13 protein-coding genes are annotated in these 12,960 nt (G+C 68.4%); 4 read left to right on the top strand and 9 right to left on the bottom strand.

What is annotated here, in order from left to right:
• Positions 1 to 13: 13 nt before the first annotated feature.
• The gene (locus tag E0H50_RS20850; protein WP_165547229.1) at positions 14 to 406 is read right to left on the bottom strand and encodes a tetratricopeptide repeat protein; all 393 of its coding nucleotides are present in this window, start codon (positions 404 to 406) and stop codon (positions 14 to 16) included.
• Positions 407 to 524: 118 nt separating this feature from the next.
• On the opposite strand from E0H50_RS20850, the gene E0H50_RS20845 reads away from it, so the two are divergent.
• Positions 525 to 1,697 carry a phospholipase D-like domain-containing protein gene (locus E0H50_RS20845; RefSeq protein ID WP_131291115.1) on the top strand — a complete coding sequence of 391 codons (1,173 nt, stop codon included), beginning with the start codon at positions 525 to 527 and terminating at the stop codon, positions 1,695 to 1,697.
• Positions 1,698 to 1,709: 12 nt separating this feature from the next.
• On the opposite strand, the gene E0H50_RS20840 is transcribed toward E0H50_RS20845, so the two are convergent.
• The 3 genes from E0H50_RS20840 to E0H50_RS20830 are packed head-to-tail and all read right to left on the bottom strand — an operon-like array spanning position 1,710 to position 3,655.
• Positions 1,710 to 2,744 (bottom strand): ArsR/SmtB family transcription factor, encoded by a 1,035-nt coding sequence (locus tag E0H50_RS20840; protein WP_238151112.1) that lies wholly within the window; start codon positions 2,742 to 2,744, stop codon positions 1,710 to 1,712.
• Positions 2,745 to 2,765: 21 nt separating this feature from the next.
• A complete protein-coding gene (locus E0H50_RS20835) occupies positions 2,766 to 3,239 on the bottom strand; it encodes a GyrI-like domain-containing protein (protein WP_131291111.1) in 474 nt (157 codons plus the stop codon).
• A 26-nt stretch (positions 3,240 to 3,265) separates the two neighbouring features.
• On the bottom strand, positions 3,266 to 3,655 hold the full coding sequence (locus E0H50_RS20830; RefSeq protein ID WP_202868252.1) for a nuclear transport factor 2 family protein: 390 nt from the start codon (positions 3,653 to 3,655) through the stop codon (positions 3,266 to 3,268).
• A gap of 84 nt (positions 3,656 to 3,739) precedes the next feature.
• Between E0H50_RS20830 and E0H50_RS20825 the strand changes: the two genes are divergently transcribed.
• Positions 3,740 to 4,261, top strand: coding sequence for a TetR/AcrR family transcriptional regulator (locus E0H50_RS20825; RefSeq protein WP_131291109.1), 522 nt, complete (start codon positions 3,740 to 3,742; stop codon positions 4,259 to 4,261).
• 29 nt (positions 4,262 to 4,290) lie between these two features.
• Positions 4,291 to 5,583, top strand: a complete 1,293-nt coding sequence (locus E0H50_RS20820; protein WP_131291107.1) for a glycoside hydrolase domain-containing protein — start codon at positions 4,291 to 4,293, stop codon at positions 5,581 to 5,583.
• A gap of 3 nt (positions 5,584 to 5,586) precedes the next feature.
• Here the strand turns inward: E0H50_RS20820 and E0H50_RS20815 are convergent, their stop codons facing one another.
• Positions 5,587 to 5,958, bottom strand: coding sequence for a cupin domain-containing protein (locus E0H50_RS20815; RefSeq protein ID WP_165547228.1), 372 nt, complete (start codon positions 5,956 to 5,958; stop codon positions 5,587 to 5,589).
• Between the two features lie 64 nt (positions 5,959 to 6,022).
• Between E0H50_RS20815 and E0H50_RS20810 the strand changes: the two genes are divergently transcribed.
• Positions 6,023 to 6,487: a MarR family winged helix-turn-helix transcriptional regulator gene (locus E0H50_RS20810; protein ID WP_131291103.1), complete on the top strand. Its 465-nt coding sequence runs from the start codon at positions 6,023 to 6,025 to the stop codon at positions 6,485 to 6,487.
• 390 nt (positions 6,488 to 6,877) lie between these two features.
• Here the strand turns inward: E0H50_RS20810 and E0H50_RS20805 are convergent, their stop codons facing one another.
• The 4 genes from E0H50_RS20805 to E0H50_RS20790 form a co-directional block, all read right to left on the bottom strand.
• On the bottom strand, positions 6,878 to 8,146 hold the full coding sequence (locus tag E0H50_RS20805) for a serine hydrolase domain-containing protein (RefSeq protein ID WP_202868251.1): 1,269 nt from the start codon (positions 8,144 to 8,146) through the stop codon (positions 6,878 to 6,880).
• Between the two features lie 72 nt (positions 8,147 to 8,218).
• The gene (locus E0H50_RS20800) at positions 8,219 to 11,035 is read right to left on the bottom strand and encodes a DEAD/DEAH box helicase (RefSeq protein WP_131291102.1); all 2,817 of its coding nucleotides are present in this window, start codon (positions 11,033 to 11,035) and stop codon (positions 8,219 to 8,221) included.
• Positions 11,036 to 11,045: 10 nt separating this feature from the next.
• The gene (locus tag E0H50_RS20795) at positions 11,046 to 11,939 is read right to left on the bottom strand and encodes an alpha/beta hydrolase (protein WP_131291100.1); all 894 of its coding nucleotides are present in this window, start codon (positions 11,937 to 11,939) and stop codon (positions 11,046 to 11,048) included.
• 120 nt (positions 11,940 to 12,059) lie between these two features.
• Positions 12,060 to 12,899: a chitosanase gene (locus E0H50_RS20790; RefSeq protein ID WP_131291098.1), complete on the bottom strand. Its 840-nt coding sequence runs from the start codon at positions 12,897 to 12,899 to the stop codon at positions 12,060 to 12,062.
• Between the last annotated feature and the right edge of the window lie 61 nt (positions 12,900 to 12,960).

Here is a 12,960-nt window from a genome sequence, read left to right as displayed (position 1 = left end):
CTGCGGACTTCTGTCAGTCCATTGATCCTGCCGGTACGCCGAGGTCCTGCCGGATGGTCGACTCCTGCTGCAGGTGCCGTGCCGCCGCCTCGCTGTCGCCCTCGTGCGCGGCGCACCGGCCGAGACCGTGATGCGCCCTCGCCTGCTCGAACCGAAGCCCGATTCCGACGGCGAACTGGAGAGCCTGGCGATAGTGCCGGAACGACTCCTCGTACTGCGCCAGACGGCCATAGGCCAACCCGACGTTCGACAGCGTGACGACCTGATCGGGCCGGGCGTTGACGGCACGCAGCACCGCGAGCGACTCGTGCAGGCACTGAGCGGCCCAACCCGGTCGACCGAGCTGCCGAGCGGCTCGCAGGAAGGAGTGCGCCTCGAACGCGGGCTTCGCGTCGCGACCGGTCACCGGCACATCGTAGGTGCTTCTTCCGGTCAAACTGCCGGGTTCCCTTCCTGGTGCCGTCCCCGGGGTCGCTGTTTGCCTTGTCGCAGACACAGTGGATCTTCTAGACGGAGGAACGGCCATGAAACTCCCCTGGAAACGCGCGGTGATCGGAGTCTCGGCCGCGATCGCCGCCCTGACGACACCCCTGATCGCCCCGTCCACGGCCGCGGTTGCCTACACACCGCAGCCCGGACCGATCGGCCAGCACCCGACCGCCACCGGGGCCCAGTCGAGCCCGATCCGCCGCGCCATCCTCGACAACATCGCGAACACACCGGCGCAGCAGACGATCCGGGCGGTGACCTGGAACCTCAACGACCAGGGGGTCACCACCGCGCTGATCAACGCACACCGGCGCGGGGTTCACGTGCAGGTGCTGGTGTGGGACCGCAACTGCGGCAGTGAGACAGTCCATCTGCGAGCCGTCCTGGGGGTCGCCGGCGACGCGAGCTTCTTCAGGTGCATCAAGAACTCCGCCCGCGGGCCGGAGGGCAAGGGGCAGCTGCACCAGAAGTCGTTCACGTTCTCCCGGACCGGTACCGCGAGCCATGTCTCGCTCGTCACGTCGTACAACCCGACGGACGACGCGAACAAGAACCAGTACAACGTTGCGTTCCAGTTCGTGAACAACCAGACCATGCACGACGATCTGAAAGCGCTGTTCCAGCAGCAGATGACCGATAGCCCCCGCGCGGCGCGGTGCCAGACCGCCACGCCCAACGACGGCAGGCTCTTCCAGCACTTCTTCAACGGCGGGTACGGCGTGATGGCCTATCCGCTGGACTGCATCGCCGAGGACCCCGTGATCACCCGGCTGCGGACGATCCCGAACCCCGACCAGGCGGTGATCCGGGTGGCGACCTCGGGCTTCACCAACGAGCGGGCCCGGCGGATCGCGCAGGAACTGGTGCGGCTGCGTAGGGCGGGCGCCTGGGTGAAGGTCATGCACACTGCCGGCGCGGGACCGGTGGTACGGAGCACTCTCGACCAGGGCGGCGTCACCCGGCTGGACACGCAGACCTGTGGCGGCGCGCCCGCGAACGACATCAGTTTCAACCACTCGAAGATGCTGCTGGTGAGCTACGTGTCGGCCGGGCAGCGGACGTACCGCAGCTGGCTCGGGTCGGACAACATGGCCGACAGTTCGATCAACTCCGACGAACTCATGGTCCAGGTTCCTCAGCAGGCGCACTACCAGGCCCTCACGGACTTCTTCGACTTCACCTGGAAGCGCGAAGCCGCCCAGTGCTGAGCCGTCTCCGGATCAGCGCATGATCAGCGTCAGCAGGTCAGAGCCGAGAGCTGTCAGGGCGTCGTTGTTCAGGCGGTAGGCGACGAAGCGGCCTTGGCGTTCGGCGGTGACCAGGCCGGCTCGGGTGAGGGCTCGGAGGTGGCGGGTGACCTGGGTCGGGTGGAGGCCCCAGAGGGCGGCGATCTCGCCCGCGGTGCGTGGCTCGCTGGCCACGGCGCGGCAGACCTGGAGGCGGTCGGGCGACGCCAGCGCGTCCAGCCGGGCACGGATCTGCTGCGCCGTCGGTACTGCGGCGGCGCGGCCGGTGGCCGGGTAGATGATCGTGACTGGCTCTCCGGGGACCTCGCCGACGAACAGGTGCGGTGCGATGTAGTTGCTCGGGACAAGCAGCAGCGAGCGGCTGCTGATGTCGATGCGCTTGCTCTGCACCTTCTGTACGACGACGCTGTCCGGGTCCCGCAGGTCGATGGCACTGTCCAGCGAGCGCAGCATCGTCCCGACACCGTCCCGGACGGCCAGGTCCCGGTCGTGCCGTCCACGGGCAGCCAGCGAGTCCCGGGACTCCTCCCACAAAGCACCGAACCACTCGTGCCAGCAGGCATCCAGTACGTCGAGAAAGCGGCGTACCGGCTCCTCAGGTGAGGTCAGGAGAGCTTCGACCAGTGCCGCGACGGAGCGGCCGCGGCTGCGAGCCCAGTGCTGTACGGCGTCCGTGTCGATCGAGCGGCTGCTCAGCGGGCGACCGTGCAACGGCCGGACCAGCTCCGCGGCCACCTCCTCCGGAGAGCGTTCGCGGAGCGCGGAGAGCTCGTCAGACCAGGTGGGCAGGCCAGTGGCGGCGCTGGTGGCGAAGAAACGGGCCCGGACGGCGCGCACGGTCCAGCTCCACTGCGCCAGCTCTTCACGCAGCTCAGCGGACAGCGGGAGCGACCCGGCCCAGTCCACCCGGTCGTGGTGGGCAGGCTCGGCCAGCACATGCAGTGCACACCCGAGCTCGATCAGCGGCGAGGCGACATGACGAATCCGCTCAGCCTCGAGCCGCGCCACGCCTGCTAGGACGGTTGGCACTCAGTCCTTCAGCTTGAACTGCAGGTCGGTGTCCCAGTCGTTCATGTCCGGGACCTCGCGGGGGTCGGAGCGGTAGATCTCCAGGCGGGCGGTCCAGTGGGCGCCGTCGGCGTCCCATTCGAGGCCCTGTTCCTCGGCCCAGGCGAGCAGGTCGCGGGTGGCTTCCATCAGGCCGTCGGGGTGACCGTGGTGGCTGACGGTCGCGTACCGTCCGGCCGGCAGGACGCCGGTGACGATCTCGCCCTCACCGGAGTGCAGATCGTCGACCGGGAACCCGATCTCGAGCACCAGCCCGGCCTCCATGTCGACCACGTCGTACTTGAAGAACGGCGCGTCGTTCGGCGCGATCTCCTTGGCGGCGAGCCAGCCGATCACCTCGCCCATCCGGTCCGCGAACGCCCCGATCCCGTCCATCGCGACCTTGCCCCGCAGAGCGACGTACGGCCGCTCCCCCAGCTCCACGATCTTCGGCATCGGACCTCCCAGACTCGGTGCTGACTTCAACCTAGCGCCTGCTGGATCGCAGACGTGTCCTGGTACTCGCGCCACTCCACGATCAGCCCGGCCCGCACCCGCAGTACGCCGATGAACCGGGCAGACGCACGTTCCCCGGCGAGCTCGCCGCCCAGCTCGTACTCGACCACGGCCACCTCGGGATCAACCGTCTCATGCACCGCCAGCTTCGTGAACCGGTCGAATCGCACGGGGAAGCCGGCCCGCGCCGGCACGGCGAACGCGAGCCATTCGTCCCGCCCGACCCACTTGCGCGGCCCGCCCGGCGCGAACGGCACCTCGATCATCACCTCGTCCGCCAGCAGGTCGTCCATCGCGGCGGCATCACCCAGCCAGCCGGCGCCCATCCGGTCGATCACGGCGTGCAGATCCGACATGCCACACCCTCCATAACCTGAGTCGCCACTCATCTTGCTCCGACTATAGTGAGTGTCCACTCAGGTTTCTACCCCGGAGGCCGTATGACTCCCCGCGCCGACGCCCGGCGCAACCGCGCCGCGATCCTCACCGCGGCGACGGAGGCGTTCGCGGAACACGGGCCCAAGGCAACCACCGAGCAGGTCGCCGTCCGCGCGGGCGTCGCGGTCGGGACGATCTTCCGGCACTTCCCGACCAAGGATGCGCTCGTCGTCGCGATCATGAAGGAGTCCCTGCAGGACCTGGTCGCACTCGCCGCCGGGTCGACGCTGTTCGACTTCATGTCGGCGGTCGTCGACGAAGCAGTCCGGACCAGGACCGTCGTCGCAGCGCTGACCCACGACCTCGATGTCAGCGCTGCCCTCAGCGGCCTCACCGGCGAGCTCCAGCGGTTGCTCGATCAGGCCAAGGACACCGGCGCCGTGCGACCCGACGTACAGGTCGACGAGGTGCTGGCGCTGCTGACCGCGGCCGCGCAGGCGGCGCAGCAGCGAGCCTGGCCAACCGATCTCCGCGGCCGTACCCTGGCGATCATCTTTCGAGGACTGGCGCCGACGGAATCCTGAGCGTCTACTGAGACTTGGGGGTGGCCGTCATGTTCAAGGTCAAGGTTCTCGTTGCAGCTCTCGTGGTGTTGCTGATCGGCCCTGCCACACCTGCGGCGGCTGAGCCGACAACACCACTGACCTACGGCGCCGGTACGACGGCGACGCGGTTCACCGGGCTGGCTTTCGACACCTGTACGGCACCGAGCGTCGCGCAGATGTCCGCGTGGCTGGCCTCGCCGTACCGGGCGGTCGGCATCTACATCGGCGGAGTGAACCGGAGCTGCGCACAGCCGCAGCTGACACCGAGCTGGGTCAGCAGCGTGACCCGGATGGGCTTCCGGCTCATCCCGATCTACATGGGCTACCAGGCGCCCTGCACGACCCGCACCAACGCGGTGAAGATGACAGTGCCGTCGGCTACCTTCCAGGGCGGTCTGCTGGCGCGGGACGCCGTACAGCAGGCCAGAGCACTGAACCTGCTCGGCGGTAGCGCGATCTACGCCGACATGGAGCACTACAACATCGCCGACAGCACCTGCCGGGCGACGGTACTGCGCTATCTGTCCGCGTGGACCAAGCAGCTCCACGCACTCGGCTTCCTGTCGGGCGTCTACGCCCACCAGAACTCCGGTGCGGTCGACCTCGCCGCCGCCTACAACTCCAGCTCGTACGCACGCCCGGACGCGCTCTGGATCGCCCGCTGGGACGGCAACAGCTCACTCACCGGCTGGCCGACAGTGCCCAACACGTTCTGGGCGGTCGGGCAGCGCGGCAAGCAGTACCAGGGCGACCACAACGAGACGTACGGCGGCGTGACGCTCAACATCGACAGTGACCGCTTCGACGCACCGGTGGCGACGGTCTGGTACACGTACACGGTCCGCGCTACCATCTACTCGTACAGCGGCCCGTCGACGGCGTACCCGATCCGCTCCACCATTCCGGCGAACTCCGGGGTCCGCATCGTCTGCCAGACGTTCGGCCCGAAGATCGGCACCAGTACGGTCTGGAACCGGCTCATCGACGGCACGTACGTCATCGACTACTACGTCCGTACGCCGAACAAAACCGGCTACAGCGCGCCCATCCCCGGCTGCTCGTTCCCGTACCAGACCACGATCAACAACCTCAGCCGGCGGCACGGCCCGGGTACGGCGTACGCCGCGTACCCGAGCCCGCTGCCGATCGGATCACTCGCCTGGATCACCTGCCAGCGAGCCGGCACCAAGGTGGGCACCACCGCCGTGTGGGACCGTCTCAGCGACGGGTCGTGGGTCACCGACTACTACGTCGCCACACCGAGCAAGACGACGTACAGCCCACCGAACCGGCGCTGCTGACGACTACTTGGACCAGGGCGGCTGGACGGCCGTGCCGTCGGCCATGAAGCCGGTGAATCCGGCGGTGATCGCGACGATCAGCTCGGCCTTGCCCTCGCCGAGGTTGGTCAGTGCGATCGGCTCGCCCGCCGGTACGACGGCGGTGTCGCCCGGGCCGAGCTTCTCGCCGTCCGGAGCGAGCTGCACCGTGCCGCTGAGCACCATGAACACCTCGTCCCGGTCCAGCGTGTGCGCCGCATCGCCGCCGTGCCCTGGTGGGACCGTGAGCCGCCAGGTGCAGAGCCCCGGCGAACCGTTGCTCGGCGAAGCCTGCACTGTGAACTGCGCTCCACCCAGCTCGAATCGCGGCGCGTCGGCCGCGTGCGTCACGTGCATTGCGTTCCCCCTCATCATTTAGTCAAGCTGACTTGACCAAGCCAGCTTGACTATCATGACCGGTATGACGCGTTCGGGCAAGCCTGATATCGGAATCCTCCTGCTGCTCGCGGAGCAGGAGTTCGTCCGCGAGCTCCGCGAGCACGTGGCCGCCCAGGGGTACGACGACCAGGGCCGGTCGGACGGCTTCGTCTTCCGGACCCTGCACGACGGCCCGACCACGATCACCGGCCTCGCCGAGCGACTCCACGTCACCAAGCAAGGCGCCAGCCAGATCGTCGACGACATGGAGCGTCGCGGGTACGTCGAACGCCGCCCCGACCCGACCGACGCGCGCGCCCGCCTGCTCCACCTCACCGAGCGCGGCCAGGGAGCCCTCGCCGCCGCCCGGAAATTCCACCAGACCTACGAACGCCGCCTCCGCAAACGCCTCGGCGACGAAGCAGTCGACACCCTCCGCGAGGCACTCACCGCCATGGCCGGCGAAACCCAGATCAGCACACCCCACTTCCGCGCACTGATGTTCTAGTGTGCCGCGCCGGAAGTTCGCGACACATCTCCGGAGCAGGCGCCCTGCCGCCCAAGTGCACCGGGGGTGGGCGTCTGGGGAGTTCTACCCTCCCGAATCGGGCGGTAGCACTCCCCATTCCTGGTGGAAAGGGCCCCCAAACCGGTTTGGTGAGACTCTGTGCGTGAACTGGGGAGCCGTACTGCCCGATTCGGGAGGGCAGGACTCCCCGATCTGGTTTGGGGCGGCTCTGGGGGCAAGGAGGGCTGGTGCGGGGATCACGGGAGCTTGAACAGGTTATTGCGTGTCTCCAGTCACCAGCCCCTGTCGGCAGCCGGATACCCAGTCCCGTGCCCAGCGAGCCCGACCACCAGACCCGTCCTGGCCCCAGGCGATCGGGGAAGGTTGTTCTCAGCTGAAGTACTGGGGGAAGAGGTCGTGGGTGGGCCAGGACTTGACGCTGTTGGCGGCTGTCCACATGGCTGCGTCGATGTCGCCGTACGACTTGCCGCTGGTGTCGTCGCGGCGGTTGACGAGGGCGGCCCAGCTGAGGCCGCCGGAGGTGCGGACGAGCAGCGTGTACGTGCCGGGCATGCTGCCGGTGTGCCACGTGTTGCGACCGGTGCCGCCCGTGACCGGGCGGATCTGCCAGCCGAGACCGTAGTACCAGCCGTCGGCGTTCACACCGGTGGACGGCTTCGCCCACACGCGGCCGAGCGACGTACTGTTCAGCACGCTCGACGGCGCGTCGAACATCTTCGCCCAGCGCACCAGGTCCGGTGCGCTCGCGATCCAGCCGCCGTTCGCGTCCTGGATCCGCATGCTGAACGAGCCGTACGGCGCGGCGACGGTCTTACCGGACATGTCGAGCACGGTCGGACCGGTGTACTGCGACTCGTACGACGTCTCGCCGCTGTGCTTCGCGATCGTGTAGCCGAGCGACATCCGCTTGATCTTCAACGGGGCCAGGAGCTTCTGCTTGACGTAGCTCTCGTAGCTCAGGCCGCTGACCTTCTCGATCACCCGGCCGGCCAGCAGGTACCCGAAGTTCGAGTACGCGTACTTCGTGCCCGGGTTGACGTCGAGCTTCTGCCCGGCCATGTACTTGATCACGTCCGCGTGCTGCAGCTCCAGCGGTACGCCGAGGGTGCGCGAGATGATCGCGTCCTTGAAGTTCGGATCACCGGACACGTCCCGGTCCCAGCCGCCGAGGTGCTGCAGCAGCTTCCACAACGTGATCGTCGACCAGCGCGAGTCACGGGTCAGCCCGCTCGCCGGCGTGATGTCGAGGATGTTCGCGACCGGTGTCGACAGGCTGAGCTTGCCGTCCTGGACGAGCTTCACGATCGCGGCCGCGGTGAACGACTTGGACAGGCTCGCGATCCGGAACAGCGAGGTCGGCTGCACCGTCAGCGCGGTCGACGTACTGTAGCCGCGGGCAAGTACCAGGCGGCCCTTGTACGTCACGGCAACCTGCCCGGCCGTGACGCCACGCGCCTGCATGAACGCCTTCATCTGGCTGTCGAAACCAGCCAACGCCGGCACCGCGGTCCCGGTCGTCTTCCAGGTCGCAGCAGCATCAGCAGGCCGCCCGATCAGATAGCCGGCCCCGGTACCCACCGCAGCGGTAGCACCCGTCGCAACAGCCAACTTCCCGAGATTCCGGCGCGACAACTCCACGAACGTCTTCTCCTTCAAGGCAGGGGTTCACAACATGTACTGCGCTGAAGGAAGTCTTTCACCCGAAGAGGTCTACTCGACCATCGATGCGTAGGAGATCACGCCCCGGCGGATCTGATCAACGACGGAGCGAGCTGTCTTTCGTAGCGGAGTGTCGCCGGCGGCGTCTGCGATCTGCTCCGTCAGGTCGATGAGTTGTTTGACCCAGCGGACGAAGTCGCCGGCGGCCAGGTCGGACTCGTACAGGACCTCGGCCAGCGACGCGCCCGAGGCCCAGCGGAACGCGGGCCAGCAGAAGTTCAGGTCCATGGACCGCAGGAAGTCCACCCGCATGTCCCGCTCCAGCGCGGACAGGTCCCGCCAGATCGATCCCATCCGCTCCAGTGCGAGCCGTACGTCGCCCCGCGGCAACCGCGGTGACGTCGGCTCGTCCTTCGACCGCGACTCGTACACCAGCGCAGCGAGACAAGCCGCCAGCTCCGGAACGGTCAGGTCGTCGAAAACTCCTTGCCGCAGGCATTCAGCCGCGACCAGGTCGAGCTCTGTGTAGATCCGCGCCAGCCGATCACCGGCCTCGGTCGTCTTGTCGCCGTCGAGGTAGTGCAACGCGTCCAGCACCTGGCAGACCCGGTCGAACTGGCGGGCGATCGTGTTCGTCCGCTGCTCGATCTTCCGCTGCACGTCGCGGTTCTCCCGGTCGAGCCGGAAGTACCGCTCGGCCCAGCGGGCGTGGTCCTCACGATCCGAGCACCCGTGGCACGGGTGCGCGCGCAGCTCCGCCCGCATCTCCTGCAGCTCCGGGTCGTCCGCGTGGCTGACGACGTCCTTGCCGCGGGAGCGCGACGGCGGCCCGTCCTCACCGAGCAGATCGGTCCGGGTCCGCAGTACCTGCGCCAGCTCGCGGCGCTGCTGCGGGTTGCGCGGGTTGAACTTCCGCGGGATCCGCAACACCCCGATCGCCTCGACCGGCGTCGGGAAGTCGACCATCGACAGCTTCCGCACCTGCCGGTCCAGCGTCAGCACGGTCGGCCGCGGCCCTTCCCGCTCGGAACGGAAGCCCGGGTCGAGCACCAGCGCCCAGCCCGCGCTCCGGCCGGCCGGGATCCGGATGATGTCACCGGTCTTCAGCTTCTCGATCGACTCCTGCGCCTCGACCCGGCGGTCGAGCTTGCGCCGCTTCGAGCCGGACGCCTCGCGGTCACCGATTCGCCGGCGCAGAGCGGCGTACTCCAGGAAGTCGCCGAGGTGGCACTCGATCGACTCCTTGTACCCCTCCAGCGCCTCGGTGTTGCGCTGCACCTGCCGCGCCAGCCCGACGACGGCCTGGTCGGACTGGAACTGCGCGAACGACAGCTCGAGCATGTCCCGGGCCCGCGTCCGCCCGACCTGACGCACCAGGTTGACGGCCATGTTGTACGACGGGGAGAACGACGACCGCAGCGGGTACGTACGCGTCGACGCCAGGCCCGCGACCTCCCGCGGGTCGAACCCGGGCTGCCAGAGCACGACCGCGTGCCCCTCGACGTCGATCCCGCGCCGCCCGGCGCGGCCGGTGAGCTGCGTGTACTCCCCCGGCGTGATGTCGACGTGCGCCTCGCCGTTCCACTTCGACAGCTTCTCCAGTACGACGGTGCGCGCCGGCATGTTGATGCCCAGGGCAAGCGTCTCGGTGGCGAACACGACCTTGATCAGGCCGCGCTCGAACAGCTCCTCGACGACCTCCTTGAACGCGGCCAGCATCCCCGCGTGGTGCGCCGCGATCCCGCGCGAAAGGGCCTCGGCGAAGTCGTGGTACCCGAGGACGCCGAGGTCCTCGTCCGGGAGGTCCGCCGTACGCTCGGCGACCACCCGCTTGATCTCGTCGCGCTCCGACGGCTTCGTCAGCCGCAGACCGGACCGCAGGCACTGCACGACCGCGTCCTCACAGCCCTTGCGGGAGAAGATGAAGAAGATCGCCGGCAGCAGCGCGCCCGCGTCCAGCTCCTCCACCACGTCCGAGCGGTACGGCGTGAAGTGGGTCCGCGCCGGCCGCCCTTTCGGGAGGTCGCGGCGCCGGCGTGGTTTGCGCGAGTCGTCGCGGAAGATCCGGTTGTCGTCCCGCGCGATCCGGACCAGCTGCGGGTTCACCAGGTCCCGGACGTCGGCCTTGACCTCCTTCGCGGGGTTGCCGGACCTGGACGCCTTCGCGGGAGCGCCGACCCTCGCGGTCGGCGCTTCACCGGCGAACAGGTCGTGCAGCCGCTTCCCCACCATCACGTGCTGGAACAGCGGCACCGGCCGCTTCTCCTCCAGCACGACGACCGTGTTACCGCGGACGGTCTCCAGCCAGTCGCCGAACTCCTCCGCGTTGCTGACGGTCGCCGACAGCGACACCACCGACACCGAGTCCGGCAGGTGGATCAGCACCTCTTCCCAGACCGCCCCACGGGAGCGGTCGGCCAGGTAGTGCACCTCGTCCATCACGACGTACGACAGGCCGAGCAGGGTCTGCGATCCGGCGTACAGCATGTTCCGCAGCACCTCGGTCGTCATGACGACGATCGGGGCCTCGGAGTTGACCGAGTTGTCACCGGTGAGCAGGCCGACCTTGTCCGCGCCGTACCGGCTGACGAGGTCGCCGTACTTCTGGTTGCTCAGGGCCTTGATCGGGGTGGTGTAGAAGCACTTCTGGCCGCGCTCCAGCGCCAGGTGGACGGCGAACTCGCCGACCAGCGTCTTCCCGGAGCCGGTCGGCGCCGCGACCAGCACCTGGTGGCCGTCCTCCAGGGCGGCGCAGGCGCGCAACTGGAACTCGTCCAGCGCGAAGTCGTAGAGCCCTCGGAACTCCTTGACCGCAGGATGCTCCTGGTCCGAGCGGAACGACGCGTACTTCTCGGACGGGGTACTCATAGACCCCAATCTATGCGACGCCTCCTACAGATTTGTCGCGGAGCCGGTTCTTGATGAAGGTCGCGGCGTGGTCCAGGGCCTCGTCCGCCTCTGGAAGGAGCCCGGCGAAGTACTGGTACACGTGCGGCGCACCGGCGACCACGTCGAGGCTGACGTCCACGTCCTGCTCCGCGGCCCGTGACACCAGGCGGAGCGAGTCGTCGAGCAGGACCTCCGCCGTACCGACCTGGACGAGCAGCGGCGGCAGACCCGTCAGGTCCGCGAACAGCGGGCTGGCCAGCTCGTTGTGCGGGTCCGCACCGCCCAGATAGAGCTCGGCGGACTCAGCCATGTTCGGGCGGCTGAAGAGCGGGTCGTAGCCGTCCCGGGCGTCGATGCTCGGCCCGGTCAGCGCCAGGTCGGTCCACGGCGAGAACAGCACCGCCGCAGCAGGCTGCGGCAGCCCCTCCGCCCGAGCGGCGAGCAGCAGCGCCAACGCGAGCCCGCCACCGGCCGAGTCACCGGCGATCACCACGTTCTGCCCCGCCAACTCCCGGTACGCCGCCAACGCGTCATGGATCCCCGCCGGGAAGGGGTGTTCGGGCGCCAGCCGGTACTCGAGCGAAACCGCCGGGACACCGCTGCGACGCGACAGCGGGGCGGCCAGGTTCGCGCCGGTGCGGGCCGAACCGATGACGTACGCACCACCGTGCAGGTAGAGGATCAGCCCGTCCCGGTCGGCGCCCGCCACGCGCACATCCAGCGCCGGTACGCCGCCCAGGGTGCGCTCGCTGAGCGTGACGTCGTCGCCGAGCGGGAGGTTCGCGAACAGCTCGTCGAACTCGGCCCGCTGCTCCGCCGGCGACCTGCCGAGCTCGCCCTTGCGCATCATGCCCCGTGCTGCTTCGCGTTCTTCAGCGCTCATCGCCTTCTCCTGCTACTGGATGCCGTGACTGATCTCACAGCAGCAGAACATGACGCAGCCGGACTCTCTTCCCTGGTGGTCCGAGGAGAGCCCGGCTGCGCGCTTCGGGTGACTAGGTCCTTAGCCGATGTGGTACGGGTCGCCGTACACCTTCCAGTCCAGCGGGGTGTTCAGGTTGAAGTTGCCGTTGCGGAGGAAGACCCGCTGCGCGGTGTCGACCCGGCTGGTGTCGCTGTGCGCCTCCTCCTGCTTCATCGCCCAGACCCGTGCGTCCAGGAACGCGTTCAGGTACGTCGTCTCGTTGCCGCCCTGCGCCGGCGGCTTCGCCTTGGCGAGCGCGCGCTTGCGGATGCCGCCGAAGCTGGTCGCGTCGTCACCGTCGCCGTGCATCACGATCGCGTCGTAGTAGCAGAACTGCCCGAGGGTCCGCAGCCCGTCGGACTTGCCACGGCCGACCGCCGGGTTGAAGTACACCCGGTCACGCTCGTCGTTCTGGCACTTCTGGAACACGGAGTCCTTGGCCGCGGTCTTCCAGTCCTTGGTGTAGTTCGGGTCGAGGCCCTTGTGCGAGTCGGAGCCGTCCACCTTGCGGAGCGCCGGCAGGTACTTCTCCAGCACGTTGCCCGGCTTCCGGTCGGCGTACAGCTCGACCAGCTCGAGCATGTCGTGGGTCCCCGAGCAGAACCCGATGATGCCCGCGGTGTACCCGCGGCCGTCGTCGATGTCCTCGATGTACTTGTACTGCGCCTTCCAGTCCAGCGACGAGTTCTCCGCGCTGCAGACGATCTGCATCGCGATCTCCTTCTTCGCGGGGTCGTCGAGGCCGGTCGCCTGCACCGTCGAGCGCACCGCGGCGTCGGCGTCCGGCGCAGAGCGGGAGACAGCCAGCCCGGTGGCCGGCACGGCAGCGAGCGACAGGCCGAGCAGCAGCGTGGTCCGGCGCGTGGGGCGGTACTCCATGTGGTCCTCCGAGGGGCGTCCGAGGAATGAACTGTTAGGAAGCTTTCCTATCAGACAAGCG

This window comes from Kribbella sindirgiensis, assembly GCF_004331435.1.
Classification (GTDB): domain Bacteria; phylum Actinomycetota; class Actinomycetes; order Propionibacteriales; family Kribbellaceae; genus Kribbella; species Kribbella sindirgiensis.
The sequence above is the reverse complement of the archived record's forward strand: the minus strand, read 5'-3'. Positions and strand labels throughout refer to the sequence as shown.

Bases quoted from the DNA above. Each gene is read 5' to 3' on its own strand.
- E0H50_RS20845 (WP_131291115.1), top strand. From the start codon at position 525: ATGAAACTCCCCTGGAAACGCGCGGTGATCGGAGTCTCGGCCGCGATC.
- E0H50_RS20835 (WP_131291111.1), bottom strand. From the start codon at position 3,239: ATGCCGAAGATCGTGGAGCTGGGGGAGCGGCCGTACGTCGCTCTGCGG.
- E0H50_RS20830 (WP_202868252.1), bottom strand. From the start codon at position 3,655: ATGTCGGATCTGCACGCCGTGATCGACCGGATGGGCGCCGGCTGGCTG.
- E0H50_RS20825 (WP_131291109.1), top strand. From the start codon at position 3,740: ATGACTCCCCGCGCCGACGCCCGGCGCAACCGCGCCGCGATCCTCACC.
- E0H50_RS20820 (WP_131291107.1), top strand. From the start codon at position 4,291: ATGTTCAAGGTCAAGGTTCTCGTTGCAGCTCTCGTGGTGTTGCTGATC.
- E0H50_RS20815 (WP_165547228.1), bottom strand. From the start codon at position 5,958: ATGCACGTGACGCACGCGGCCGACGCGCCGCGATTCGAGCTGGGTGGA.
- E0H50_RS20810 (WP_131291103.1), top strand. From the start codon at position 6,023: ATGACGCGTTCGGGCAAGCCTGATATCGGAATCCTCCTGCTGCTCGCG.
- E0H50_RS20800 (WP_131291102.1), bottom strand. From the start codon at position 11,035: ATGAGTACCCCGTCCGAGAAGTACGCGTCGTTCCGCTCGGACCAGGAG.
- E0H50_RS20795 (WP_131291100.1), bottom strand. From the start codon at position 11,939: ATGAGCGCTGAAGAACGCGAAGCAGCACGGGGCATGATGCGCAAGGGC.
- E0H50_RS20790 (WP_131291098.1), bottom strand. From the start codon at position 12,899: ATGGAGTACCGCCCCACGCGCCGGACCACGCTGCTGCTCGGCCTGTCG.